22 protein-coding genes and 2 tRNA genes are annotated in these 25,313 nt (G+C 70.4%); 11 read left to right on the top strand and 13 right to left on the bottom strand.

Annotation, left to right across the window (positions count from 1 at the left end; translation table 11 throughout):
- Positions 1–39: 39 nt before the first annotated feature.
- Both CFW40_RS12240 and CFW40_RS12235 read right to left on the bottom strand, forming a co-directional pair.
- Entirely contained in the window at positions 40–816 is a 777-nt protein-coding gene (locus CFW40_RS12240; RefSeq protein WP_088797815.1) for a GntR family transcriptional regulator, read from the bottom strand.
- 5 nt (positions 817–821) lie between these two features.
- A complete protein-coding gene (locus tag CFW40_RS12235) occupies positions 822–1,364 on the bottom strand; it encodes a GntR family transcriptional regulator (RefSeq protein WP_088797814.1) in 543 nt (180 codons plus the stop codon).
- Positions 1,365–1,483: 119 nt separating this feature from the next.
- Between CFW40_RS12235 and CFW40_RS12230 the strand changes: the two genes are divergently transcribed.
- From CFW40_RS12230 to CFW40_RS12210, 5 genes are all read left to right on the top strand, one after another.
- Positions 1,484–1,864, top strand: coding sequence for a hypothetical protein (locus CFW40_RS12230; RefSeq protein WP_256331496.1), 381 nt, complete (start codon positions 1,484–1,486; stop codon positions 1,862–1,864).
- A gap of 141 nt (positions 1,865–2,005) precedes the next feature.
- Positions 2,006–2,785: an HAD-IIA family hydrolase gene (locus tag CFW40_RS12225; RefSeq protein WP_088797813.1), complete on the top strand. Its 780-nt coding sequence runs from the start codon at positions 2,006–2,008 to the stop codon at positions 2,783–2,785.
- A gap of 384 nt (positions 2,786–3,169) precedes the next feature.
- Positions 3,170–3,523, top strand: coding sequence for a hypothetical protein (locus CFW40_RS12220; RefSeq protein WP_143034573.1), 354 nt, complete (start codon positions 3,170–3,172; stop codon positions 3,521–3,523).
- Positions 3,524–3,956: 433 nt separating this feature from the next.
- Positions 3,957–4,649, top strand: coding sequence for a sortase domain-bontaining protein (locus tag CFW40_RS12215; RefSeq protein WP_088797811.1), 693 nt, complete (start codon positions 3,957–3,959; stop codon positions 4,647–4,649).
- Positions 4,650–4,791: 142 nt separating this feature from the next.
- Entirely contained in the window at positions 4,792–5,871 is a 1,080-nt protein-coding gene (locus CFW40_RS12210) for a glycoside hydrolase family 6 protein (protein ID WP_088797810.1), read from the top strand.
- Positions 5,872–5,932: 61 nt separating this feature from the next.
- Here CFW40_RS12210 and CFW40_RS12205 read toward each other — a convergent pair whose 3' ends face one another.
- From CFW40_RS12205 to CFW40_RS12195, 3 genes are all read right to left on the bottom strand, one after another.
- Positions 5,933–7,888, bottom strand: coding sequence for a kelch motif-containing protein (locus CFW40_RS12205; protein WP_088797809.1), 1,956 nt, complete (start codon positions 7,886–7,888; stop codon positions 5,933–5,935).
- Entirely contained in the window at positions 7,885–9,951 is a 2,067-nt protein-coding gene (locus tag CFW40_RS12200; protein ID WP_088797808.1) for a glycosyltransferase family 2 protein, read from the bottom strand. Before CFW40_RS12200 ends, CFW40_RS12205 begins: the two co-directional genes overlap by 4 nt.
- Positions 9,952–11,136: 1,185 nt before the next feature.
- Positions 11,137–11,210: transfer RNA gene (locus CFW40_RS12195), tRNA-Lys, on the bottom strand.
- A 457-nt stretch (positions 11,211–11,667) separates the two neighbouring features.
- Here CFW40_RS12195 and CFW40_RS12190 point away from each other — a divergent pair.
- From CFW40_RS12190 to CFW40_RS12175, 4 genes are all read left to right on the top strand, one after another.
- Complete coding sequence (locus tag CFW40_RS12190) at positions 11,668–12,087, top strand: SsgA family sporulation/cell division regulator (RefSeq protein WP_256331497.1); 420 nt, start codon at positions 11,668–11,670, stop codon at positions 12,085–12,087.
- Positions 12,088–12,290: 203 nt separating this feature from the next.
- Complete coding sequence (locus CFW40_RS12185; protein WP_256331498.1) at positions 12,291–13,457, top strand: hypothetical protein; 1,167 nt, start codon at positions 12,291–12,293, stop codon at positions 13,455–13,457.
- Positions 13,458–13,787: 330 nt separating this feature from the next.
- Positions 13,788–14,381: a lytic polysaccharide monooxygenase gene (locus tag CFW40_RS12180; protein WP_088797807.1), complete on the top strand. Its 594-nt coding sequence runs from the start codon at positions 13,788–13,790 to the stop codon at positions 14,379–14,381.
- A 195-nt stretch (positions 14,382–14,576) separates the two neighbouring features.
- A complete protein-coding gene (locus CFW40_RS12175; protein ID WP_088797806.1) occupies positions 14,577–16,364 on the top strand; it encodes an AMP-binding protein in 1,788 nt (595 codons plus the stop codon).
- A 170-nt stretch (positions 16,365–16,534) separates the two neighbouring features.
- On the opposite strand, the gene CFW40_RS12170 is transcribed toward CFW40_RS12175, so the two are convergent.
- The 6 genes from CFW40_RS12170 to ehuB form a co-directional block, all read right to left on the bottom strand.
- Positions 16,535–16,608, bottom strand: a tRNA-Lys gene (locus tag CFW40_RS12170).
- A 73-nt stretch (positions 16,609–16,681) separates the two neighbouring features.
- Positions 16,682–17,440, bottom strand: coding sequence for an IclR family transcriptional regulator (locus CFW40_RS12165; protein ID WP_088797805.1), 759 nt, complete (start codon positions 17,438–17,440; stop codon positions 16,682–16,684).
- Between the two features lie 454 nt (positions 17,441–17,894).
- Positions 17,895–18,737: an ectoine/hydroxyectoine ABC transporter ATP-binding protein EhuA gene (gene ehuA / locus CFW40_RS12160; RefSeq protein ID WP_371127133.1), complete on the bottom strand. Its 843-nt coding sequence runs from the start codon at positions 18,735–18,737 to the stop codon at positions 17,895–17,897.
- Positions 18,727–19,344 carry an ectoine/hydroxyectoine ABC transporter permease subunit EhuD gene (gene ehuD / locus CFW40_RS12155; RefSeq protein WP_256331790.1) on the bottom strand — a complete coding sequence of 206 codons (618 nt, stop codon included), beginning with the start codon at positions 19,342–19,344 and terminating at the stop codon, positions 18,727–18,729. Before ehuD ends, ehuA begins: the two co-directional genes overlap by 11 nt.
- A 32-nt stretch (positions 19,345–19,376) precedes the next feature.
- Positions 19,377–20,108: an ectoine/hydroxyectoine ABC transporter permease subunit EhuC gene (gene ehuC, locus CFW40_RS12150; protein WP_088797803.1), complete on the bottom strand. Its 732-nt coding sequence runs from the start codon at positions 20,106–20,108 to the stop codon at positions 19,377–19,379.
- The gene (ehuB, locus tag CFW40_RS12145; RefSeq protein ID WP_088797802.1) at positions 20,105–21,043 is read right to left on the bottom strand and encodes an ectoine/hydroxyectoine ABC transporter substrate-binding protein EhuB; all 939 of its coding nucleotides are present in this window, start codon (positions 21,041–21,043) and stop codon (positions 20,105–20,107) included. Before ehuB ends, ehuC begins: the two co-directional genes overlap by 4 nt.
- Positions 21,044–21,153: 110 nt before the next feature.
- On the opposite strand from ehuB, the gene CFW40_RS12140 reads away from it, so the two are divergent.
- Positions 21,154–21,654 carry a DUF3830 family protein gene (locus CFW40_RS12140; protein WP_088802066.1) on the top strand — a complete coding sequence of 167 codons (501 nt, stop codon included), beginning with the start codon at positions 21,154–21,156 and terminating at the stop codon, positions 21,652–21,654.
- Positions 21,655–21,715: 61 nt separating this feature from the next.
- Here the strand turns inward: CFW40_RS12140 and CFW40_RS12135 are convergent, their stop codons facing one another.
- A complete protein-coding gene (locus CFW40_RS12135; RefSeq protein ID WP_088797801.1) occupies positions 21,716–23,137 on the bottom strand; it encodes an amidase in 1,422 nt (473 codons plus the stop codon).
- Positions 23,138–23,213: 76 nt separating this feature from the next.
- A complete protein-coding gene (locus CFW40_RS12130; RefSeq protein ID WP_088797800.1) occupies positions 23,214–24,179 on the bottom strand; it encodes a D-2-hydroxyacid dehydrogenase in 966 nt (321 codons plus the stop codon).
- 208 nt (positions 24,180–24,387) lie between these two features.
- Here CFW40_RS12130 and CFW40_RS12125 point away from each other — a divergent pair, with 208 nt between their 5' ends.
- Positions 24,388–25,302, top strand: a complete 915-nt coding sequence (locus tag CFW40_RS12125; protein WP_088797799.1) for a decarboxylase — start codon at positions 24,388–24,390, stop codon at positions 25,300–25,302.
- Positions 25,303–25,313 lie beyond the last annotated feature (11 nt).

Here is a 25,313-nt window from a genome sequence, read left to right as displayed (position 1 = left end):
CCCCGCCGCACCCGCTCACGTGGCGGCCGGGCCTGCCGCTCACTCCGCCGTGAACTCGTACTGCATCTCGTAGAGATGACCTGCCTTGACCATCACGGTGACCTCGATGGGGCGGTCGGCGTCGTCGCTGTGGACGACGCGCAAGGTGCGCAGCACCGGGAGGTCCCCCGGCAGCCGGAGCGCGGTGAACTGCTCCTGCGTGGGCACCCGCGCCGAGACGCGGTCCACGCTGCGGCGGGGCGGGTACCCCAGCTCGGCGAGGAGGGCGGGCGTACCGCCCCTGATCTTCCGGCGCTCCTCGATCGCCGTGCCGCGGGCGATCTCCGGCGGGTAGTAGGAGCTGACCAGCTCCACCGGCTCGTCGTCGAGCAGCAGGAGCTGGTGACGGAGCAGGGCTGTGCCGCCCTCCGGGAGCCCGAGCGCCGCAGCCACATCGGCGGGCGGGACGACGTCCGCCACGCGCAGCAGCCTGCTCCGCGCATGGGTACCCAGCTTCTCGGCCTCCGTCAGCCAGCGGTAGCGTTCGCCGCCTGCTGCCGGTGCCATGTACGAAGCCGGGCGCATCGTCCGCTGCCGGTGGTCCCGCACGGTGACGGCGGACCCCGCGCGTCCGACGACCAGGCGCTCGTCCTTCAACAGGCCCAACGCCTTCTGCACGGTGGCGTTCGAGGCGGCGAACCGCTCCCTGAGCTGCGCCGTGGACGGCAGCTTCGCGCCCGGTGCGAGGTCGCCGTTCATGATCTCGTCGCGCAGATCGGCAGCGATACGTGCGTGCAGCGATCGGTGGTCCACGGCGCCGGTCTCTGCGCTGGGCACAGGAGTCACCCGATCCTCATCTCGTAGCGCAGGTGCTGGAGCCGGGACGGCATGACCATCCTGTCCGCCTGGATCGGCCGCTCCCGTGCGTCGAGCGTCAGCCGGATCAACTGCAATACGGGCTGCGTCACTTCCGACTCAAGGGCCTCGGCCTCGTCCTCACTGGGCAGCCGCGCACTGATGTCCTCACGGGAGCGGACCCCGACGTATCCGAGTTCGGCGAGCAGCGTGACCGCCCCGCCCGGGATCTTCGCCGTCCCGGCCAGCCGGGTGCCCCGGGCGATCGCCGACGGGTAGTAGGTGTCTGTCAATTCGCACGGCCGGTCGTCGAGATACATGATGCGCCGTCGTACGACGACGGTCTCTCCTCGGCCCACGCCCAGCGCCTGTGCGATCTCGTCCGGCGCGGCCACTTCCCCCGCCTGCACGATGCGCTGGCTGCCCCGCCGCCCCTTGGCCGCGGTCTCAGCGCTCCAGGCATCACGCTGCCCGGGCTGCCGCGCGGTCAGGTACGGCACTGATGTGGTGATCCACTCGACGCTGCTCACGGCACCCTCCGGCACGGACGACCCTCTCCCTCACTGTGCTGCCTTATGAAACAAGTGACAAGCTCAGCCTACTCCTCGCAACCTCGCTGCTATTCGTGAAAAGCGGTACTGTCCTCGATGTGAGCATCCCCGATATCAGGCGGTGGTCCACCGTGCATGTGCCTCAACGACAGCAGCCCCGACTCCTGCCGTGGGCCGACTCCGAGGACAAGCCCTGCTACCTCATAGGGGACGGAGGTGGCCCGATCTCACGCCTGGCCGACGAGGTGGAGGCGACCCAATTGGAGATGGCGGTCGAATTACTCGGGCATGCACGCGCGATGCTCCACGACCGCCGAGTGTCGAACGGCGAGCTGCGTTTCCTCGGAGAGCGGTTCACCGAGTCGCTCCGTGACGTGCTGCGGATCGCCGAGAGTCTGGGCGCGCAGGTGCCGGCCGCTGCCGAAGATCAATGGTCAGCGCCGGAGCAGGGGCGTGGTGCGGCAAAAGATCCGGGGTGAGCGCGGGGGCCAGGGGCCCTGCCTGCTGACTTAGGGTGGGTGCGTCGGCCGTACGTACGAGGTGTGGGCCACTCGCGTGATCCACGGCACGGACGGAGACGGCCGGCGCACCTGTTCATCACGCACGGCAGGAGTCCGGCAGTGGCAGAGCGCAAGCCGATCGAGTCATGGCTCACCGACATGGACGGCGTCCTGATGCACGAGGGCATTCCGGTCCCCGGGGCGGACGCCTTCATCAAGCGGCTGCGCGAGTCGGGCAAGCCCTTTCTCGTGCTGACCAACAATTCCATCTACACCCCGCGTGACCTGCACGCCCGCCTGAACCGCATCGGGCTGGAGGTGCCGTGGGAGTCCATCTGGACCTCCGCGCTGGCCACCGCCCAGTTCCTGGACGACCAGCGGCCCGGCGGGACCGCGTACGTCATCGGGGAGGCGGGCCTGACGACCGCCCTGCACGACATCGGCTACGTCCTGACCGACCACTCCCCGGACTATGTCGTCCTCGGTGAGACCCGCACCTACAGCTTCGAGGCGCTGACGAAGGCGATCCGGCTGATCAACGAGGGGGCGCGGTTCATCGCCACCAACCCCGACGAGACCGGCCCCTCCCCGCAGGGCGCGCTGCCCGCGACCGGCTCGGTGGCCGCGCTGATAACCAAGGCGACGGGCGTCGATCCGTACTTCGTCGGCAAGCCCAACCCGCTGATGATGCGACACGGGCTCAACGTCATCGGCGCCCACTCCGAGACCTCCGCGATGATCGGCGACCGGATGGACACCGACGTGCTGGCCGGACTGGAGGCGGGTATGGAGACCTTCCTCGTCCTGACCGGACTGACCCGTCCCGAGGAGGTCGACCGGCACCCGTTCCGGCCCTCCCGTGTGGTGGACTCGATCGCGGACCTCATCGACCTGGTGTGAGCGGCGCCGAGGGGGCGTGAGCTGAGGCAATCGGCGTCCGGCGGCCACGGGCATCCTGCGCCGGTCCGCACGAGGGACGGCCGGACCATGAGCGCCATGGACGTCCGGGGCCTGCACGTCCCGCGTCCTGGAGTACCGGCGTGCCGGAGTACCGGAGCGTCGGGGTGCCGGAGTACCGGAGCGTCGGGGTGCCGGAGCACCGGAGTACCGGCGCGCCGTGGACGGCCCGGGACTCCGGCGCCGCTGACCCCCACCCGAACGGCGCAGCCCCGCCCGTTACCGGATGCGGCCGGGCTCGCACGGGCGGACCTTCGGAGGTATCGGAGGTTCACCATGCGCTCACGGCAACTTGCTCTCTGCGCCGCGGTCGCGGCCTGCGCGGTGATGACGTCGCCCGTGTACGGCGGGGACGCTCGCGCCACCGGGACCGGAATGGTCGCCGCGGCCCTTGCCCCGGCCGCCCTTGCCCCGGCGACGCCTGCCTCGGCGCTTCTTGCCCCGGCGAGCCCTGCCTCGGTCGTCCCCGGGTCGGCCCCCCACCCCGCTCCCGCGGTCCGTGCCGTTCCGGCCCCCCGCACCGGCGTGCCCGCCGAGGCCTCGTCGAGTCGCGAGCTGAGCAGCACCTCGGCCGTGGGCCTGGTGCTGGCCGGCGGCGCCGTCCTGGTCATCGCGGGCCAGCTGCTCCGGCTCCGGATGCGACTGCGCCGCGAGCGGCGGGGTGAGGCCGATGAGCACTGAGGAACGGATGAGCAGTGACGGACAAGTGAATACCGAGGGGCAGGGGAGGGCCGAGGCAAGGGCTGGGGCAAGGGCCGGGGCGCCGGCCCTGTCGGGCACCCGCGGCACCTTCTCCCCTTCCGGCGCCCTCCGCGCCTGCGGCCCCCATGCTCCCCACAGCCCCCACAGCTCCCATGGCCCCCACAGCTCCCACGGCCCCCACAGCTCCCACGGCCCCCACAGCCCTTTCGCCCCACCCGGCACCAACCTCGGCCTCGGCCCCATCCCTGGCCACAGCCACCACAGCCGCCACCCTGGCCCCAACCCCAGCCTTAACTCCGGCACCAGCTCCGCCCCCGCTCACACCCCCGCTCACACCCTCTGCCTCAGCCGTCGCCCCAGCCGCCATCGCGATCGCCATCCGGCCACCACCCCCGGAAAGCTCCTCGCCGGTGTGGCCTGGGCCGTGCTGCTGCTGGGGCTGTGGCTGTGGGGCCGCGACCTGGCGGACGGGGTGGCCGCGCAGCACGCCACGACCGGTGATGTCGCCGCCGTCGGGCGCCCGTTGGGCCGTCAGGCCCCTCCGCAGGCGCATGCGCCGCTGCCCGCCGCCGTGAAGGCGGAGCCCGTGGGCCTCACCATCGACGCCCTCGGTGTACGGGAGGGCGGCATCGTCGCACGAGGCCTCGACGAGCACGGCATCCTCACCCCGCCCCCGGACACCTCGCCGGCCCTCGTCGGCTGGTACGCCGACGGACCGCGACCGGGCGAGGCGGGCGCGGCGCTGCTCGCGGGCCGGGGCGGCGCCGACCGCGACCCACGTGCCCGGCAGACCCTCGTGCACCGCCTGACCGCCCTCAGGCCGGGGGAGCGGGTGGACATCCATCGCTCCGACGGCAGTACCGCACGCTTCACCGTCGAGGACGTCCAGCTCTACGACCGCGACCGCTTCGACGCGCGCCGGGCCTACGCCGCCCGCGACCGGGGCCGCTCCGAACTCCGGCTGATCGTCGTCGACGGCGAGGGCGACGCTGAGGGCGGTCACGGCCACGCCGCCCCGCCTGCCCGTGGCAGCGGGGCCTCGAACGTGGTCGTGGTGTCGGCCTATTTGACGTCCCTTCAGGCCGAGGGCACACGGGGCGGCTGAACCATCACGAGCGCCATTCGTCAAGCGTCTTAGCAGCCTGTGGACAGCCCGTTCACAGGCCGACCCCGGCGGATGCCCGTGTGCCACGATGGTGAGACCGGCGGTCCCCGCCGGCCCTGTTCGATGTTCCGAGGGGGAGTGGATGTACGGCGATCTGCGACGGACGGCCGGTGCCGGTCCGCCCGGCGGGCCCCGCGACGGCCGGCGGCGGACCGCGCATGCCGGGGCGGCCTCGACGAGGACGGTGGTGGGGGCACTGGCCCTGCTGCTGCTCGCCGGCTGCTCCTCGTCCGGCGGCAGTGACGACAGCGTCCCGGCCAAACCGGGCCAACGCCCCAAGGCCGTCGCCCCGTTCTGGGTCAACCCCGACAGCAAGGCGGCCCGTCAGGTATCCGACTACGGCGACGAGGGCAAGGCCGCGGACGCCCGCCTGGCCAACAAGATCGCGGCGCAGCCGGTCGCGGAATGGATAGGTGTCGACGACCCCCAGGGGGAGGCGCGCGGCTTCACCCAGGCGGCCGCCAAGGCCGACCGCGAGGCGCTGCTCGTTCTCTACAACATCCCGCACCGCGACTGCGGCCGTTACTCCCAGGGCGGCGCGGCCGACGGCAACGCCTACCGGAGCTGGCTGGACGGCGTACTCAAAGGCATCGGCGACCGCGCCACCACCGTCATCCTGGAGCCCGACGCGCTGCCGCACATCGCGGACAAGTGCACCCCGCAGCAGTTCCACGAGGAGCGCTACGCCCTGCTGACGGAGGCGGTCGGCAAGCTCAAGGCGCTGCCCCACACCAAGGTCTATCTGGACGCCGGAAACCCCCACTGGATCAAGGACCCGGGCCAGATGGTCGAACCCCTCAAGCGGGCCGGCATCGACCGCGCCGACGGCTTCGCGCTGAACATCTCCAACTACCAGACCACAGCGGAGAACACCAAGTACGGCAAACGGCTGTCCGCCATGGTCGGCGGCAAGCCCTTCGTCATCGACACCAGCCGCAACGGCAACGGCCCGGCCCCCGGCGGGGACGACCCGGAAAACTGGTGCAACCCGCCCGGCCGCGCCCTGGGCACCGCGCCGACCACCAAGACCGGCGACCCCCGAATAGCCGCCTACCTGTGGATCAAACGCCCGGGGGAGTCGGACGGTACCTGCAAGGGCGGCCCCAAGGCGGGCACCTGGTGGCCCAAGTACGCCCTCGGGCTGGCCCGGAGCGCCGAATAGCGGGCGGCAGGTGCCGCAGCAGGCCCGGCCGGACCTGCTGCGGCAACCGCCGCGGTCACACTCACCGACCCCGCGTCGCAGGCACCTTCACCCACACCGCCTTGGACGGCGTGCCGTGGCCGTCGACCGCGTTCAGCATGTACCACCCGGGCGGCACCAGCGACGGGTCCTTGGGCAGGGTGACCGTCACCCCGTCCCCGCCCTTGGCCACCGTGAAGTCCAGTGCGATCGAGCGCTGTTCGACGTTGGTGACATGGGTGAACGAGCCGGGGCGCATCAGCCGCATCTTCTTGATGCCGGCGGCGTGCGGGGAGCCGAAGGTCGCGCTGCTGCCGAGCGAGACCGTCTTCGGCCCCTTCTCCGTCAGCTCGGGGCGCGACTTCCGGTAGAGGTACGGCGGGGTGTAGAGGTCGATCTGCTGCTGGAAGACGCCCGGCTTGGTGTTGTCCTTGTCGGCGTAGAGGGAGTCCGAACCGAAGGTCATCACCCGGCCGTCGGGCAGCAGCAGCGCACCCGAGTGGTAGTTACGGCCCACCAGCGGGTCGGCCACCTGGCGGGCGGAGTTGGTCGCCGGGTCGTACAGCTCCGCCTTGAGGATGTTGGAGTCGCTGCGGCCACGGTAGTCACCGGAGCCGTTCGTGGTCAGCACGGTGTCGTCCGGCATGATCACGCTGCTCGGGTAGCGGGCCTTCGCATACAGCGGGGGACCGTCCTTGAAGCGCGGCGACGGGGCGTGCAGATCCACGATGCGGGTCTTGTCCGTGGACTTCGGGTCCTCGCCGACCCCGCCTCCGCCCAGCACCATGTACCGCTGCTCCTGGGCCGGCGGCAGCAGCACCGACATCGAGGTCTCCAGGATCTTCGGATCGCTCATCCCGGGCACGACCTGGAACTTGTTGGACTTCAGGTCCCAGATGCCGGGGGTGCGGCCGATGTTGTCCGGACCGTAGCCGGCGTTGGAGCCGGTGTAGAAGATCCGGCCCTGGTCGGTGAGGAAGAGCGCCGGGTAGGTCGGGAAGAAGCGCCGCTTGGGCAGGTAGGTCCATTTCTTCGTCTTCGGGTCGTAGACCTCCTGCTTGCCGGGGACGACCTGCCCGATCTCGTCCAGCCCGGAGACGGAGAGGACCTTGCCGTCCTGCAGCGTGGTGAGCGTCGGGTACCAGCGGGCCTCGTTCATCGGGTCCACGGGTACGTAGCGCTCGGCCACCGGGTCGAACTCGAAGGAGTCCTTGATCCCCTGGAAGTCCTTCTTGTCGAAGGACAACTTCTGCGCGATGCCGTAGAAGTTGTGGGCGGCCGCGCCCGTCAGGCCGTGGATCCGGTAGTTGTCCTGGGAGCCGGTGGAGTAGCCGCGGCCGTCCTTGAGCGCTTCGACATAGACCCGGGCCTCGCTGTGCACCACCGTGACCTTGCCGGTCTTCGGGTCGGTCTTCTTCTTCGCCCGCGGCACCACGACCGGGTCCTTGGAGGCGAAGGTCTTGCCGTTCTTCTTGCCGGTGAAGAGCGTGCCGGCCGGGAAGGTCTTCGGGGCGTCCGGGTCCTCGTTGTAGACGATCATGAGGCCGCCGGCCTTCTTCACATCGCCGTTCAGCTTCTCGTAGCGCTGGGTCCCGCCGGCCACCAGCAGCTTGCCGTCGGGCAGCTGGGTGTGCCCGGAGCAGAAGAGGTCCTTGGGCGTGGGGATGTTCTTGAAGGTGTTCTTCTCCGGGTCCCACAGGACCGTACGGAACGATTTGGCCTTGAAGTTGGCCGCGTTGTTGCCGGAGCCGGCGACCAGCAGCACCTTCCCGGTGTGCAGCAGGGCCGCGTGGATGGTGTTGATGCGGTACTTGTCGGGGACGTTGACGACGTCCCAGTGGCCGTTCGCCGCCTTGTACCCGGGCTCGTTGATCTTGTACTGGTGGTACTGCTCCGAGGCGAAGCCGTAGAGGGCCGGCCCGTTCATCGCGGCGAGCGCGAGCACCACCGCCGCCGCTATCGCCACTCGGCGGGTGCGACGGTTCGGACGGTACTTCATGTGTGACGTCCCCCAAGGGCGATCTGCAGGGTTTGTTCGGAGCTGACGGCCGGGGCGCTGGCCTGATCAGTGGTCTGACCATGGCCCAGGTCAGGGGCCTGGTCAGGGGCCTGGCCGGGCGCCCGGCCAGGGCCCACAGACGGGCCGGCGGAAGGAGCGGCCGACTGGCCGGCGGCCGGAGCGGCGGAAGGCACCGCACCGTCCGTGGCACCACCGGCGGCTCCTTCGGCACCCACACCCTCGGCATGCCCGGCAGCAGCCGCCGCCCTCCGCTTCCGCTCCTCACCCCGTACGGACACCCGCCAGGCGATGATCGGCGCGGCGGTGATCAGCATCGCGAGCGTGGCCCAGGTGACCATCGCCGGGTGGCTGTGCCCCAGCACGAACGAGGCGACCAGCGAGCCCCCGAAGACGAGCAGGAAGAACAGGTGCACCCGGAAGGTCCCGAAGAGCGTGTCCGGGCTGGACGAGTCGCCCTTCGGCGTGACCACGAACTTGCTCTTGCGGCGCAGCACCGTATCGAACAGCGACCGGGCGTAGATCGGCGCGGACAGCGCGGACATCACCATGCCGGCGACCCCGCCGGAGCCCTCCGGCTCGTGCGGCGAGACATTGTGCCGCCGGTTCCAGATGTACAGGCCGATCTGCAGCGCCGAGGCATTGCCGTAGAGCATCATCCACACCGCGGGATCGATCTGCACACCCGAGGCCCCCAGACCCAGGAACAGCGCACAACTGAGCGCCGCCAGGATCCAGTTCAGCGCCGACATCGGGTAGAAGATCACCATCATGGTGTAGTTGAAGAGCCGGCCCGCGGGCAGCGTGAACGGCGCCTTCCAGAACTGCTTGAGGATCGTTTCGTACGTCCCGCGCGACCAGCGCAGCTGCTGGGTGAAGAAGTCGGTCCAGGCCGTGGGCCCCTCACCGACCGCGAGCACGTCCGGGGTGTAGACCGAGCGCCACTTCTTCCCGGTCTGCGGGTTGCTGTGCCGGTGCATCTCGAAGCCGGTCGCCATGTCCTCGGTGATCGAGTCGTACAGCCCGCCGATCTGCTTCAGCGCGCTGATGCGCACGGCGTTGGACGTGCCGACGAACATCGGGGCGCCATAGCGGTTGCCGGCCCGCTGGACCAGCGCATGAAAGAGGAACTGCTGCGACTCGGCGGCCTTGGTGACGAAGGTGTCGTAATTGCCGTACACCTGCGGGCCGATGACGAAGCCGACGTCCGGGTCGCGGAAGAAGCCCAGCATCCGCTCCAGGTAGTTGGGCAGCGGCACGTGGTCGGTGTCGACGGAGGCGAAGTAGTCATAGGCGTCGCCGTGCGCCTGCAGCCAGGCGTTGTAGTTGCCGTGCTTGGTCTTGGCGCGGTGCGGGCCCTTGGCCTGGTTCCACTCCGGGACGCCCTTGCGGCTGAAGTGGTGGACGCCCAGGCGCCGGCAGACCTCCTTGACCTCGGGGTCGTCGCCCTCGTCCAGCAGCCAGACGTGCAGCAGACCGCGGTGGCGGATCTTGACCGCCGCCTCCAGCGTCTTCGTCACCATGGCGAGGGGTTCCTTGCCCGGTACGAACGAGGTGAGGAAGGCGACCCGGGTGCCGCTCTCGGGTATGACCGGGACGGGGTCGCGGGCGACCAGGGTGGCATGCGCGTTGGACAGCACATTCATGCACCGGAACAGCTCGATCAGCCCGATCGAGACCAGCATGACGACGTCCAGCGCCGGAAGGAAGTCATAGGCCGGGTAGTCGCGTTCGGTCCAGTGGTTCGGCTGCATCAGCCAGACCAGCAGCCCGAACGAGACCAGCGGCGCGGCGCCGAGCAGCAGGGCCGCCCGTATGCGGTGCGGTTCGTCCGCGAGCAGCGAGCGGTAGCGGACCTTGTAGGGCTTGTCCGGGTCGGGCCGGGTGAGCGGCCCGGCCAGCCGGCTGTAGTGCTCGTAGTCATAGCGCGGCAGCGGTTTGCGCTGGGTCCGCCGCTGCCGCTGCTGGCGTGGCACGCGCAGGCGCGTCGTGGCCGACGGGTCGTACGGGCGCTGCGGCCGGGAGCCGTCAGGCGGCGACGTCATGAGTCCATCCCCCCGCACGCAACACTGGCTGCGTGCCGTCTGTACTGATGGCCCGAGTCCGCGGTCCCCCGCGACCGACTCGGGCGCTTTGCTGTCGGCCGACTGCACCGTCGAACGGTTGGCAGCCGTCCTCCGATTGCGTATGCAACGCTGCCGCGATCCTGCCAAGCGGCGATTTCCCCGTGTTCACATCACGCCATCCGGCGTTCCCGACTGGTCCCACTCGGCTGGATGCGGCCCTCATTTCGCCGAGTGATCAGGTCAGGTTCCCTAACCGCCGTCGTGATGGCAAGAGTTGTCCAGGGAATTGTGTACAAGAGTGCGCAAGACGGGGCCGGGGGTGGCGCGGGGGCACGTCACTTTGATACGGGACTGGTGCCAATTCTCCCGCTGTCAACGGATATCGAGGCAATCGCCGAGGCTCCCTCGCTCTGGGTGTTCGAAAGAATCCCGTGCGTAAAGGGGCCGCTCCGGACCGGTAATTCCCCGGCCGATCCGCCATCAACCGGTAAAGGTGGCCGGCGCGCCGAGGGATTCCCGGCCGGGGTGCGGCGGAGGGTGCGGAGGTCACCACCGCCTGAACGAACGTCCTGCTCAGGGGACTTGAGGGGGTGGAGGCGCGGTAGGGGCCGGCGTCTGCGGGAATGTGCCGGCCGGCTGGCCGAGGGGCGTTTCCACGGCGCGTTCGGCCCGTTTGCCGACTCCGATGAAGTTACCTCCGAGTATGCCGATTTGGCCGAAGGTGTGGCCACTTTCCGGGAGGGAGGGCGAGGAAATCTCTGCTCGCCCGGCCTATGGGTGACCGCCGTCGAGGGAGTACCGGAAGCGCCTTCCGTGGGTGACGGGGTCGCGATTTCCGGAGTCCTGTTGCCATGGCCTCGCCGTCGCCGCCTCGGCCCGGCTCGTCCGCCGGGGTCGCCGGGGTCGCGGCCGTCGGTCGAGGGCGGGGCCGGGGGGTGAGGGCGGAAAGGCATGGGCGGCGGAACGGTGAGTCCGAGTGAAAGTGGGGGTGCCGCGGGCGGGTGAATCTGTGTGCGATCGGCTCATTACCATTTGTGATCGCAAGGAAATCGGCTGCCGCAGTCCGGGGTGGCGGGAGGAGAGGAGAGGGGGGCGGGGGCGGGCGTCCGTCCGGTCGACCCCATGACTGAGGCCCCCCGCATGGCGAGGGGCCTCAGTCTTACGTGCGCCGCCAGGGACTCGAACCCCGGACCCGCTGATTAAGAGTCAGCTGCTCTAACCAACTGAGCTAGCGGCGCGCGCTGACCTGAAGAACTTTACACGAACACGAGAGGTGCTCCGTACCCCCGGCCGCCGTACTCACGCGCTCGGCCCATGTGATCCCCGCCACTTGCGCCGGCGTCCGGCTGTTCCGTCTACCTCATCGGGCAGTCGCCCCATAAGGGGGCAAAAGACTCTTGGTGCGAGGGCCTTCGTCCCATGGTCCGCCCGCATTGCTCCACGAAGATCGATTTCATTGACTCCATGGCGGTAGGCCATCAGTTGCCCCGTCAACATGCGATATCTCCTGCCGGTTGAGAGGCTGAAGCGACCGTCGGGACGAAAGAACGGAGCGCGCCCGGAGGGTGTCGGCCATGGCGTCCGTCACTCCTCCTCTCCCCTTTGCAACCCCATCCTCCACAGCAACGTCTGCCAGGACGCGCGCCCCGGACCGGGTCCCCGGGACTCGCCCCTCCGTCGGAAAGGTTGATCGTCGTGGTGTCGACAGCCAAGCGCACCCTTGAGATGCAGCTCCTCCTCGGGCCGGACGAAGCGGTTCCGGTGGCCGGCCGGTTCAGCTATCGCAGCGACCGCCCGTACGAGGTCGAGGTCGCGTTCATCAGCCGTGGCCAGAAGGTGGCCACCTGGCTGTTCGCCCGTGATCTGCTGCTGGCGGGGCTGTACGACGAAGCAGGTGAGGGGGACGTACGGGTGTGGCCCTTCCGCCGACCGGGCGCATCACGTCGGGTACACATCGAGCTCTCCACCGATGACAGCGTGTGTGAGCTGTCGGTGCGTGCGGTCGAGCTGACCGCCTGGCTGGAGCAGACCACGGCGATCGTCCCGCCCGGCCATGAGGACCGCTATCTCGACATGGACACTCACCTGGCCCGGCTGTTCGCCGGGAAGTGCTGAGGGGGGACAGGGCGATCATGATCACGACTACGACTACGACTACGACTACGACTACGACTACGGATGCGACTGCGACCACGGCTGCGACCACGGCCGGGGCTGCGGCGGGGGCCCTGAGCCCCACCGGAGCTGCGGATGTGCCCGCGGCCCGGTCCGCGGGCACGGCTACGGGCGGGGGCAGGGTGCCGACGGGACCTGCGCGCGTGGCGTCGACCGCTCCCGGCGCCGGCATACCGTCGGCCACCCAGGCCACCCAGGCCACCCAGGCCACCCAGGCCACCCCGGGCGCCTCCGCCGCTTCTGCCGCGTCCGCCGAACCTGCCTCCGCCTCCCCGCACGACCCCTGTGCCCACGGCTTTCTGCCCGAGCGGCCGCCCGTCCGTTCCATGATCGGGACCTGGACGCGGCTGGACGCCATGGCGCGCGCGGCCGCGGTCGCGCCCGACCGTGAGGCCGCCATCGCGCTCGTCGAACGAGCTCGCCGTGCCGAGGAGTTGTCCGCCCTGCGGCAACGCGTCTCGCGCCTCTCCCTGCGCAACGCGGAGGCCGCCGCCCTGCGGATCGCGGTGATCGCGGTCTCCTGCGGCTGGGGTGGACTCGACCCGCAGGCTCCGGCCGCTCGCGAGGTCGCCGACGAGGCGTTTCTCGATCTGTGGGCGGCGATCGCCCACCGTATCGATCATGATCAGTTCGTCGCCCTGCCCACCCTCGCGCTCCACAACTGGGTCCCCGAACGCAAGCCCCGCCGCCATATCCCCATAGACCAACTGGCCCGCACCGAAGTGCTCGTGCCGATCGTCCGCTGGGCGCCGGAGGGCCAGCCGCTCAGCCGCCTGGACCGGTTGATGCTGGCCGCGACCCGTCTGGAGGCGCACGGGATCTGGCTCTTCCGGCTCGCCGAAACCCTTGCGGGCCGGTCACCCGACGATTCCTCCACCCCGACGGCGCTGCGCCGCCTGGTCCGTGTCCAGCATGCGCTGCGCGCCCAGCTCCTCGCCGAAGCGGCGGAACTGACGGCCGCGCCGGCCACACCGCAGCAGCGTGCGGTGCTCGGCGCGCTCGCCGAACAGGGTGCCCTGGAGCCGCCGGTCCTCCAGGCGGCCGAAGCGGTGCTGGGTATCGGCGGACGCCGTATGGGCGAGGGCAGGCGCCAGTTGCTGCGGCGTCATCTCCCGGCACAGCACCGTGCCTGGCTCAGCGCGATGGACCGCCACTGTGCACCCGTACGGACCCTCGCCCACCGCGGCGGTCCCGACGCCGCCGTCTACCGCGAGGCCCAGGAGTCCCTGATCGCCCTCCGCCGCACCTATACGGCCCTCGTCCAGGCCGCCGCCCGCCCCACCACGGCCCCCCTCACGACGGCAGCCTGACCTGACCTGACCTGACCCGATCTGCATCGGCTTGGCCTGACCTGCATCGGCTTGGTCTGGCTTCACCCCGACCCGACCCGGCCCGGCCTGGCCTGACGTGACCTGACCGGACGCGGCCGGGGGGCGCTCCGCGCCCATGCGGGTCCGCTCCACCCGGCACGGAACCGCGCCACCCCGGCACGGAACCGCGCCATACCCGCGCGCGATTGGTCTGGACATGCCAATGCCGCAGCCCTACTCTGCTACTTGGTCTAGACCGCACGGTTCGGCATCGCAGTGCACTGCCTTTCTCCCGGCACGGAACTCCCCCACGTTCTTCAGGAGCGAAGCATGCGCAAAAAGATCAGTGCGGCCGTGATCGGCCTCGGCGTCCTCGGTGTCTCCCTCCTCTCGACGGACAGCGCCTCCAGTCACGGCTACAGCGACGCACCGCCCAGTCGGCAGGCGCTCTGCGCCAAGGGCACCGTCAAGGATTGCGGCGCGATCCAGTACGAACCGCAGAGTGTCGAGGGCCCCAAGGGCTTCCCGTCCGCCGGCCCGGCGGACGGCAGGATCTGTTCGGGCGGGCAGCGGAACTTCGCCCAGCTGGACGATCCGCGCGGGGGAAAGTGGCCCGGCATCAAGCTCTCGTCGGGGCAGGGCTACACCTTCACCTGGCGGCTGACGGCGCGCCATGCCACCACGGACTTCGAGTACTTCATCACCAAGGACGGCTACGACCCCGGCAAGCCGCTCACCCGCGCCGACCTGGAGCCCCAGCCGTTCATGACGGTCCCCATGGGCGGCGCCCGACCGGGCGAAACCGTCCAGCACCAGGGCACCGTCCCCACCCAGAAATCCGGCCGCCACCTCATCCTCGGCGTCTGGAACATCGCCGACACGGGCAACGCCTTCTATGCCTGCTCGGACGTCGACCTCTCCTGACGTCCCGACGTCCCGACGCCCTGACGTCCCGACGCCCCGAAGTCCTGACGCCCTGGCGCCCTGACATCCCGACGCCCCGGCGGGGGACACGGCACCGCACCCCCGCCGGGCCACCCCGGCCCCCCGCCAGGCCCCCGGGAAGGCGGGCCCCACCCCCCTCCCCACCTGACGCAACGTCAGCTACCCTCCGACGCCATGGCAGCCAACGGCACCAGCGGTCAGGAACGTTCCGGCGCCGCCACCGTCGCGGAGCTCGTCCGGGCGCAGTGGGGTGATCACCGGGTGGGAGCGAAGTACGAGGACTTGGTGCTCACCCATCACCAGCTGGCGGGCGGCGCCGCCGCGCGGGCGGCACTGCTGGAGGAGCTGCTGCCACGCGGTGCCGAGCCCCACCTCGGGGTGTTGCTGGGCAATGTGCCCGAGTACCCGCTGTGGCTGAGCGCGGCGGCACTCGCCGGGGCCGCGGTCGCCGGGATCAACCCCACCCGCCGCGGACCGGAACTCGTCCGCGACATCAGCCACACCGACTGCGCGCTGCTGATCACCGAACGCGCCCAGCTGCCCCTGCTCGCCGGCCTGGACCTCCCGATCCCGCCCCGGCGGATCCTCGTCGTGGACGACCCGGCCTACCGGGACCTGCTCGGGCCGTACGAGGGCGCGACGCCCGACGGGATCACGGCCGGCGGACGCGGACGCGGACACGGCGCCACCCGCACCCCGGGCCCCGCCTCCCGCATGCTGCTCTACTTCACCTCCGGCTCCACCGGCGCGCCCAAGGCCGCCCTGTGCACCCAGGGCCGGCTGGCCGCCGCCGGACACTCGCTGGCCAGGTACTTCGGGGTGCGCCGGGATGACGTCCACTACCTCTGCATGCCGATGTTCCACGGCAATGCCGTGATCGCCGGCTGGGCCCCGGCGCTGGCCGGAGGGGCCGCCGTGGCGCTGCGCCGCCGGTTCTCGGCCTCCGCCTTCCTCCCCGATGTGCGCCGCTACGGGGCCACCTACTTCACCTACGTCGGCCGGGCCGTGCAGTACCTGCTCGCCACCCCGCCCGCCCCCGACGACCGGGGCCACACGCTGCGCTGCGGCTTCGGTACCGAAGCGGGCGCCGTCGACGCCGCCCGCTTCGCCGAACGGTTCGGCGTCCGCCTGACCGAGGGGTACGGCTCCTCCGAGGGCGGCGCGGCGATCCGGCGCACCCCGGACACCCCGCCCGGCGCCATCGGCCGGGCGGCCCCCGGAGACGATCTCGCCGTCGTCGAGCCGGAGACCGGCGTTGAGCTGCCGCGTGCCCGCCTCGACCCTGCGGGCCGGCTGCTCAACGGGGGCGAGGCGACAGGGGAGCTGGTCAACCGCGGCCGCAGCTCCTTCGAGGGCTACTGGCGCAACCCCGAGGCGACCGCCGCCCGCACCCGCGGCCGGGGCGAAGACCGGGCCGGCGCGGGCTGGTACTGGACCGGCGACCTCTTCTTCCGGGACACCGAGGGGTTCTTCCACTTCGCCGGGCGGGCGGATGACCGGCTGCGGGTCGACAGCGAGAACCTGGCCGCCGCGATGATCGAGAACATCCTCGCCCGGTACGCCCCGGCGGCCGGTGTGGCCGTGTACGCGGTACCCGACCCGGTCGCGGGGGATCAGGTCATGGCGGCCCTGGCGCTGCGGGACGGCGCGGCGTTCGACCCGGACGGCTTCGTGGCCTTCCTCGCCGCCCAGTCCGATCTCGGGACGAAGATGGCTCCCCGGTTCGTACGTACCCTGGACGCGCTGCCGGTGACCGCCACCCACAAGGTGCACCGGGCCGCCCTGCGCCGGACCGGATTCCGGTGCCCGGAGCCGGTCTGGTGGTCCCCGGTCGCCCCGGTCGCCCCGGTCGTCCCCGCCGTCCCGGCCGGCAGCACCTATCGCCGCTTCACCGCCGCGGACCGGGCCGCACTGCTGGCGCTGTACCGCGACCACGACCGGGCCCACCTCCTGGACCGGTGACCCACGACGGACGGCCCGTCCGGCGATCCGGCCCGGTGCCGCACCTCAGTGATCCGGCCCCCCGATGCGGGGGCCCAGCCATCCGACGGCCGCCGACCCGGCCCACCCCGTCCCACCCCGGTACAACAAAGTGGGCGTCCCCGGAGAACCGGAAACGCCCACTTCATACGTGCGCCGCCAGGGACTCGAACCCCGGACCCGCTGATTAAGAGTCAGCTGCTCTAACCAACTGAGCTAGCGGCGCGCGCTGACGAAAGAAATACTACCTGGTCGAGAGGGGTGCTCATGACCACGGAAGCGGGTCGGGGCGAAAGGCCTCAGATCGCCAGCGACAGCAGTACCGGCGCGGCCTGGCGGTTGAGGGTGTCGGCGGCCTGGCGCAGGCGGTGGGCGTGCTCCAGCGGCATGGAAAGGGCGAGGCAGCCGACCGTCGCACCGGCGGTGATCGGTACGGCCGCGCAGACCGTGCCGACGGCGTACTCCTGGAGGTCGAGGACCGGGACCGTGGGCGGCTGGCTGTCGAGCTTGTGGAACAGGACCTTCTCGTTGGTGATCGTCCGGGAGGTGAGCCGGGCGGTCTTGTGGCGCGAGAGGTGATCCTTGCGGCCGTCGTGGTCGAGCTGCGCCAGCAGGCACTTGCCGACCGCGCTGGCGTGCGCCGTGCGGTGGAATTCGGCCCACTCGTTGACCTTGGGGGCCAGCGGTCCGTCGGCGTAATGGAGGATCTTCACCTCGCCGTCGATGTACCGGCTGATGTAGACCGCCGCGCCGACCGAGTCGCGCAGGTGGTCGAGGGTGAGCTGGAGCTTGTCGCGCAGCGCCTGGTCGCGGTCGCCGCCCGCGCCCAGGAGCAGGAGCGATTCACCTACGACGTACGCGCCGTCGGTGACCTGCTCGACGTAGCCCTCGCGCCGGAGCATCGAGAGCATGTGGGCGAGCTGGCCCGGGGACAGTCCCGCTTCGCGGGCGATCTGCGCATCGGTCACACCGTTGGTGTGCCTGGAGATCGTTTCGAGCACGCGAAGGGCGTACTGCACCGAATGGAACGGCGCGGTCGGCTCGGGCTTCAGCGCCACGGTGTCCCCCTAGCAGGTTGTTACCGCTTGCGGCATGACGGTCGTTGGCGGTCCCGGCCGACGCTTGGCGGCCGGTCCCGGACAACGGCGTTGCCCTCACGATAGCGGTCAACGGCCCTCGGGGGAGGGGGCCTTGACTGAAAAGAAGCGTGCTTGTCGTTTCTGTGCCGGGGCTTGAGACTTCGGCATATGCCAAGGTCAAGATGCCCCCGGTGTCCTGGTGCTTTGCGCCCCACGGCACCCGTATACCCCGGGGCGGGGGAGGGGGAGTGCCCCCGAAGGGCACGGAACCGGCCACATCTGTGGCCGGTTCCGTGAGTCGGTCCCAAAGCCGGTCGCCCGGCCCCCCGAAACCCGGGGAGCCAGATCCGGCCGTACGACGCCGGGTCAGCTCACGACACCGGCCCCGGCGCCCGGCGGCTGCCCTTCGCCGGCGCCGCTCTCCAGCACCGCGCTACAGCACCGCGCTCAGGAATTCCCGGGTGCGCTCGTGCTCCGGCTCGCTGAAGATCCGCTCCGGCGGCCCGAATTCGATCACCCGCCCCTGATCGAACATCATCACGCAGTCGGAGATGTCCCGGGCGAAGTTCATCTCGTGGGTGACGCACAGCATCGTGATGTCCGTGGTGTGCGCGATGTCCCGCAGGACGTCCAGCACCCCGGCCACCAGCTCCGGGTCGAGCGCGGAGGTCACCTCGTCCAGCAGCAGCACCTGCGGGCGCATCGCCAGCGCCCGCGCGATGGCGACCCGCTGCTGCTGGCCGCCGGAGAGCTGGGTCGGGTACTTGTCGAGGTGCGCGGTCAGGCCCACCAGTTCGAGGAGGTCGCGGGCCCGCTCCTCGGCGGCGTCCTTGTCCAGCCCGAGGACGTGTACCGGCGCCTCGGTGATGTTCCGCAGCACCTTCATGTTCGGGAAGAGGTTGAACTGCTGGAACACCATGCCGATGTTCTTGCGCACCTCGCGGCAGTGCTTCTCCCCGGCCGGTACGAGCTTGCCGCCCTTTTCCTCATGGGTCAGATACTCGCCACCGACCTTGATCGTCCCCTCGTCCGGCTTCAGCAGCGTCATCAGCAGCCGCAGGATGGTGGTCTTGCCGGAACCGGACGGGCCGATGAGGGTGACGTGCTTGCCGGACGAGACGGTGAAGTCCAGGGAGTCCAGGACGGTGTTGGTCCCGAACCGCTTGGTGACCTTGTCGAAGCGGATCAGCTCGGTGCCTTCCCCGGACTCCGTCCGGGGGGAGGTCCCGTCCGCCGGGGTGGCCGTGTCTTTCGAGGGGGTGTGGTCAGCGGACAAGGCGACGCTCCAGGGCTCGCAGGAGGAGGGAGGTGGGGTAGGAGATGACCACGAAGAGGATGCCGACGACGGTGATCGGCTCCAGGTAGTCGAAGGTGGTGGCGCTGATGCTGTTCGCCTCGAAGAGCATGTCGGCGACGGTGATACCGGCCAGCAGCGGCGTGTCCTTGAACATCGCGATGACGTAGTTGCCCAGCGCGGGCACCACCCGGCGGAACGCCTGCGGAAGGATCACCGCGGTCCAGGTGCGCCGGCGCGGCAGGCTCAGCGCCGTGGCGGCCTCCCACTGGCCGGGCGGCACCCCGTCGATACCGGCGCGGTAGACCTCGGAGGTGTACGTCGAGTAGTGCAGGCCCAGGCCGATGACACCGGTGGTCAGCGGGGCGAAGGCCAGACCCCAGGTCGGCAGGACGAAGAACAGGAAGAACAGCTGCACCAGCAGCGGGGTGTTGCGGATGAACTCGACGAAGATGCTGACCGGCCAGGTCACCCAGCGGCTCGGTGCGCGCAGGGCCAGCGCCCACACCAGCCCGAGCGCGAAGGACACCAGCGAGCCGTAGAACGTCGCCTGGACGGTGATCCACAGGCCCTTGAGGATGTCGGGCATGATCTCGCCGACGTAGCTCCATGACCAGTTGTTCACGGCTTTCCTCCGGTGGCCAGCGCCTCGGGGCCCTGCTTCTCGACGGGCAGTTTGCGGGAGAACCAGCCCTCACCCTTGGGCACCGCCCGGCCGATGGAGGCCTTGGCGCGGCGCTCCAGCACCCGCATGATCCGGGTCAGCACGAACGCGACCGCGAAGTACAGGACGAGGATGATGCCGTAGATCTGGGCGCTCTGGCCCGTCGACAGCCGGGCGAGCTTGGCCTGGAAGGTGAGTTCACCGATGGACAGCAGCGAGGCCAGCGCGGTGCCCTTGAGCAGTTCGATCAGCAGGTTGTTGAAGGGCGGCATCATCTCGGGGACGGCCTGCGGCAGTATCACCTTCCGCAGCCGCTGCCAGGGCGTGAAGCTCAGTGCGATGGCCGCCTCGCGCTGGGCGGGGGCCACCGCCTGGACGGCGCCGCGGACGATCTCGGAGCCGTACGCGCCGTACGACAGGCCCAGGGCCAGGGTGCCCGCCCAGATACCGACCAACTGCCAGCCCAGCAGCGGCAGCGCGAAGAACAGCCAGAACATCAGCACCAGGGCCGAGGTACCGCGGAAGAACTCCACATAGACCCCGGACAGGAAGCGGACGATCCAGAACCGTGAGGTGCGGGCCAGGCCGACGCCGAAGGCGACGGCCGCGGCCAGAGCGGCGCTGTAGATCATCAGCTGGACGGTGATCCACAGACCCTCGAAGAAGAGTTGCCACAGGGCGCCGGTCACTTTTTGCAGAGCTCCTTCGCCGTGAGGTCGGTCTGGAACTCCTTGGTGAAGCCGTACGGCCGGGCGATGCGCAGGAGTTCGCCGCTCTTCTTCATCTTCTGCAGCTCGCGGTTGAAGGCGTCGCGCAGGTTGGTCTCGCCGATCCGGAAGCCGTAGCCGCCGCCGTCGCGCTGGGGCTTGCCGTCGACCTCCGGCGTGAACGGCCGGGTCATCTCGACCTTGGGGTGGGCGCCGGTCTTCAGCGCCTCGATCATGGTCAGCGCGGTGCCGGCGAAGACGTCGATCCGGCCGGCCTCCAGGGCCTCCATGCCGGCGATCTGGTCGCCGTAGGTCTGGATGGCGCTCTTCTTGACGCCGTTGCCGACCGCGTAGTCGATCTCGGCATAACCGATACCGGAGCCCATCCGGAGGTGCTTCTTGGCGATATCCGCATAGGTGTGGATATTTTTCGGGTTGCCCTTGGGGACGAGGAAAGCGTCCTTGCTCTCGTAATCCGGGTCGGAGAAGAGGACGGCCGCACAGCGGGCCTTGTTGATGAACATGCCGGCGACGATCACGTCGTACTGGAAGGAGTGCAGCCCCGGCACCAGTGCGCCGAATTCGACCGGTACCGGCTCGAAATTCTTGATGCCCAGCCGCCGGAAGATCGTCTTGGCCACCGCGGGGGCCTCGCCGGCCAGCTCGCCCTTGTTGTTGATGGAGGCATAGGGCGGCTCGCTGGCGATGCCCATACGGACGGTGCCCTTTTTCCGCAGATCCTCCAGCTGGTGTCCGCCTCCGGTCGCCCCGGAGACATCCACCCGGGAGCAGCCCGTGCCCGCTCCCATCGCACCCGCCGCGCCGAGCGCCGCCACCCCCGCGAGCAGCGTTCGCCGCCGGATGTCTCCGGCCGATTTTCTCTTGATCATTTTGGTGTTCTCCTGTGGTGGAGCCATGGGCGCGCGGCTACCCGAACGCCTGGCATATATGCCGATCGTTTCCAGCCCTTGATGCAAGCGCCCCGGAGTTGTTCCGTACGCCGGTATTGCCCACCTACGATCGGGGCATGACCGATCGCTTCATCGAAGTCTCCCTGGACAAGCGCGGCGTGAGCTGCACGGCCAAGTTGCTCGACGACCGCGCGCCGATCACCTGCAATGCCGTATGGGACGCGCTCCCGCTGGGCGGCGACGTCTACCACGCCAAATACGCCCGCAACGAGATCTACGCCCTGCTCGCGCCGTTCGCCCCGGAGGAGCCGCCGCTGGAGAACCCGACGATCACCCCGATCCCCGGCGATCTGTGCTACTTCACCTTCACCGACACCCAACTGGGAACGAAGTCCTACGGTTACGAGACCCAGGCAAAACACCAGGGCCGCGCCACCGTTGTGGACCTCGCGCTGTTCTACGAGCGCAACAATCTGCTGATCAACGGTGACGCGGGCTGGGTGCCGGGCATCGTGTGGGGCAGTGTCGTCGACGGTCTGGACCGGATGGCCGACGCCTGCCAGGACCTGTGGCGGGCCGGAGCCCTGGGGGAGACCCTCAACTTCCGGCGGGCGTAGGGCCTGTCTTCAGTCCCGTCGCCGTCCCCTCTCTTCGGGGGCGGACGACGGGACGTCGCGGTCAGCCCCTGGGGACGGGAGGCGCGGGGATCTCCGCGGTCCCCGCTTCGTAGAGGGCGTGTGCGGCGCGCAGGACCAGCGCGTCCGCGTGCCGCGCGCCGACCAGCTGGACGCCGATCGGCATCCCCGCGCCGTCCACCCCGCAGGGCAGCGTCGCGGCCGGCTGCTGGGTGAGGTTGAACGGGTAGGTGAACGGTGTCCAGCCCGTCCAGCGGGTGTGGCCGGATCCGGGCGGTACCTCGACGCCCGCCGCGAAGGCGGTGATCGGTTCGGTCGGGGTCACCAGCAGGTCGTAGGCGCTGTGGAAGCGTCCCATGGCCTGACCGAGCGCCATCCGCGTATCGACGGCGGCCAGGTAGTCCAGTGCGCTGTAGCGGGCGCCCTGCTCGCAGATCTCCTGGAGCCCCGGGTCGAGCAGCGCCCGCTCCGCGTCGTCCAGATGCTGCACCACCCGGGCCGCGCCGCTGAACCACAGCGTGTGGAAGGCCTCCACCGGGTCCGCGATGCCCGGGTCGATCTCCTCGACGGACGCGCCGAGCCCGGCCAGCGTGTCAACGGCCCCCCGGACCGCCGCGGCGACCTCCGGGGCCACCGGCACCTCCCAGCCGAGTGACGGGCTGTAGGCCACCCGCAGCCCGGACACCGGACCCGCCAGCGCTTCCCGGAACGACCCGCCGGCCGGGCCGAGCTGGGACCAGTCCCGCCAGTCCGCGCCGCAGATCACCTCCATCATCAGGGCCGCGTCCGCCGCGTCCCGGGTCATCGGCCCGACGTGCGCCAGCGTCCCGAACGGGCTCGCCGGATACAGCGGCACCCGCCCGTAGGTCGCCTTGAGCGCGAAGATCCCGCAGAACGACGCCGGGATACGGACCGAACCGCCGCCGTCGGTACCCAGACTCAGCGGCCCGGCGCCCAGCGCCACCGCCGCCGCACTGCCGCCGCTGGAGCCGCCCGCGGTGCGCCCCGGGTCGTACGGATTGCCCGTCACCCCGTGCCGCGGACTGTCGGTGACGCCCTTCCAGCCGAACTCCGGGGTGGTCGTCTTGCCGACGAACACCGACCCCGACTCCCGCAGCCGGGCGACCGACGGAGCGTCCTCCTCCCACGGGCCCTCGGCCCGTACCGTCCGCGAACCGCGCAGCGTCGGCACGCCCCGGGTGAGGATCAGGTCCTTGACGGTGACCGGCACCCCGTCCACCGGCCCGGCAGGCGTACCGGCCCGCCAGCGCTCCTCCGATTCCTTCGCGGCCGACAGCGCCTCGTCCGGGTCGATCCGGGCGAAGCAGTTCGTCGCGGCCTGCGCGGCCTCGGCGCGCTCCAGCACCGCCCGGGCCGCCTCGACGGGAGAGAACTCGCCGGCCGCGTACCCGGCCGTGAGCCGGGTGGCCGTCAGGTCGGCGAGGTGGGTCGGTTCGGTGGTCATACGTCCTCCGAGCGTTGGCCGCCCCGGGCGGGACGGTGGCGGGGGCGGGTGGCGTCCGGTCCGGCAGCCGGCGCCGTCACCGCACCGGTACGTACCCGAGCCGCTTGTCGACGAGGTTGTGCAGCGGCTTGCCGGCCGACCACTGGTCGAAGTTGTCCTGGAACTGCTCGGCGAGGGCGTCCCGCCAGCCCAGGGTGTCGCCACTCATATGGGGCGAGACGATCAGATGCGGCACGTCCCACAGCGGGCTGTCCGACGCCAGCGGCTCCTGTTCGAAGACGTCCAGCGCCGCCGCCGCGATCCGCCACTCGCGCAGCGCCGCGACCAGAGCGTCCTCGACGACCAGCGGCCCGCGCCCGATGTTGATGAACCGGGCCCGCGGCGGCATCCGGGAGAACGCCGCCTTGTCGAACAGGCCGCGGGTGGCCTCGGTCAGGGGCGCCGCGCAGACCACCCAATCCGCCTGGGGCAGGAGGCCGTTCAGGGCGTCACTCGCATGGACGAGGCCGAATTCCGGGTCGTCCCGGCGCTCCCGGCGGCCGACCAGATCGACCTTGACACCCAGTGCCAGGAGAGTGGTGCCGATGGCCCGGCCGATCGGCCCGGAGCCCACCACCACCGCCCGGCTGCCGGCCAGCCGCAGGGTCTCGCGGTGCTGCCAGCGCCGCTGCCGCTGCAGCTCCCAACTTCCGTAGAAGTCCTTGGCCATGGCGATCACCAGCCCGGCCACGTACTCGGCGATCGGCTGCTCGAAGACCCCCCGGGCGTTGGTCACCAGGGTGTCGTCGGCGATCAGCGCCGGGCACAGCAGCTGGTCCACACCCGCGCTCGCGGTGTGCACCCACCGGGGCCTGGGGCCCTTCTCCGGCCAGGCTCTGCGGATCGCATCGGAGGTGAAATCCCAGGCCAACAGGACGTCGGCGGTGGGGAGTCGGTCGGCGAGCGAGTCCTCATCGGTGAAGATCACCCGAGCCCGGCCGGTGAGCCGGTCGAGCTTCGGCGGCGGGTCGGAACCGAGGACGAGGACGGTGCTTTCGGACATGGGCCAGAAACCGTTCTGAAACGTGTGCCCCTTTCCATGAAAAGGGGCGCCGACAGATGCCTGGGATGCGAGGATTGACCACGCTAAGAAGTCGTATCTACGGTGTCAACAACGGCTCTGTTCCGACGTCCCGGCTTGATCCGGCTGCACTTCCTCCCCGGCCACTGGCCTGGCCATTCCAGCCCTTCGCTTTGTTCTAGGGGCCTTCATGGACGTCTCTTTTCTGGGTGGCCCACAGCCGCAGCTCGGCGTGGGCGTCGTCGCTCCCTTCGACTTCGCTCTCGACAGAGAGCTGTGGCGCTGGGTCCCCGACGACGTGTCCCTCCACCTCACCCGCACCCCTTTTGTGCCCGTCGAGGTCAGTCTGGATCTGGCCCGTCTGGTCAGCGAGCACGAAACGCTGCAGGCCGCCGTTCAGGCGCTGTGCGCGGTATCACCGCAGGTCATCTCGTATGCCTGCACATCCGGCAGCTTTGTCGCCGGGGTGGCGGGCGAACGGGCCATGTGCGCAGCCATGGCCCAGGCGGGGGAGGTCGTCTCCCTCACGACATCGGGCGCACTGATCGAAGCGCTGCGCGAGATCGGCGCACGGCGCATCGCCGTGGTCACGCCCTATACGAAATCGGTCACCGACTCCCTGGAGGACTACCTCGGTGAAGCAGGCATCACGGTCACCGGCCGCGCCTACCTCGGGCTGACGCGGCACATCTGGAAGGTGCCCTACCGCGACGTCGTCGACATGGCCCGCGCGGCCGTCGTCGGCTCCGCCGATGCCCTCTTCATCAGCTGTACGAATCTGCCGACCTACGACGTCATCCCGCAGCTGGAGGCCGAGCTGCGGATGCCGGTGCTGTCCGCCAATCAGGTCACGATGTGGGCGGCGCTGCGCGCCATCGGCGTCGAGGCGGTCGGCCCGTACCAGGCGCTGCTCGATCCGGTGGCGCGCCGCGGCCCGGCCGCGATGACCGGATCGGAGCAGGCGGGACCGGGCGAAGGGCTGACGGGGGCGACCCCCGCGGCCGCCTTCGCCGGATCCGCCCCGGCACCGGACGGGGAAGCCCTCGACGGACTCGAACCCCCGCCCCATCCGCCCGAGGACACGGGAGGTCTGCCCCCGGTGTGAGGCGGGGGCAC

Origin of the sequence: Streptomyces sp. 2114.4, assembly GCF_900187385.1 — a bacterium.
In the GTDB taxonomy this organism is placed as follows: Bacteria; Actinomycetota; Actinomycetes; order Streptomycetales; family Streptomycetaceae; genus Streptomyces; species Streptomyces mooreae.
The sequence above is the reverse complement of the archived record's forward strand: the minus strand, read 5'-3'. Positions and strand labels throughout refer to the sequence as shown.

Bases quoted from the DNA above. Each gene is read 5' to 3' on its own strand.
- ehuD (WP_256331790.1), bottom strand. From the start codon at position 19,344: ATGCCCGACATCCTCAAGGGCCTGTGGATCACCGTCCAGGCGACGTTC.
- CFW40_RS12130 (WP_088797800.1), bottom strand. From the start codon at position 24,179: ATGTCCGAAAGCACCGTCCTCGTCCTCGGTTCCGACCCGCCGCCGAAG.
- CFW40_RS12125 (WP_088797799.1), top strand. From the start codon at position 24,388: ATGGACGTCTCTTTTCTGGGTGGCCCACAGCCGCAGCTCGGCGTGGGC.
- CFW40_RS12220 (WP_143034573.1), top strand. From the start codon at position 3,170: ATGACGTCGCCCGTGTACGGCGGGGACGCTCGCGCCACCGGGACCGGA.
- CFW40_RS12200 (WP_088797808.1), bottom strand. From the start codon at position 9,951: ATGACGTCGCCGCCTGACGGCTCCCGGCCGCAGCGCCCGTACGACCCG.
- CFW40_RS12135 (WP_088797801.1), bottom strand. From the start codon at position 23,137: ATGACCACCGAACCGACCCACCTCGCCGACCTGACGGCCACCCGGCTC.
- ehuB (WP_088797802.1), bottom strand. From the start codon at position 21,043: ATGGCTCCACCACAGGAGAACACCAAAATGATCAAGAGAAAATCGGCC.
- CFW40_RS12175 (WP_088797806.1), top strand. From the start codon at position 14,577: ATGGCAGCCAACGGCACCAGCGGTCAGGAACGTTCCGGCGCCGCCACC.
- CFW40_RS12210 (WP_088797810.1), top strand. From the start codon at position 4,792: ATGTACGGCGATCTGCGACGGACGGCCGGTGCCGGTCCGCCCGGCGGG.
- CFW40_RS12205 (WP_088797809.1), bottom strand. From the start codon at position 7,888: ATGAAGTACCGTCCGAACCGTCGCACCCGCCGAGTGGCGATAGCGGCG.
- CFW40_RS12180 (WP_088797807.1), top strand. From the start codon at position 13,788: ATGCGCAAAAAGATCAGTGCGGCCGTGATCGGCCTCGGCGTCCTCGGT.
- CFW40_RS12140 (WP_088802066.1), top strand. From the start codon at position 21,154: ATGACCGATCGCTTCATCGAAGTCTCCCTGGACAAGCGCGGCGTGAGC.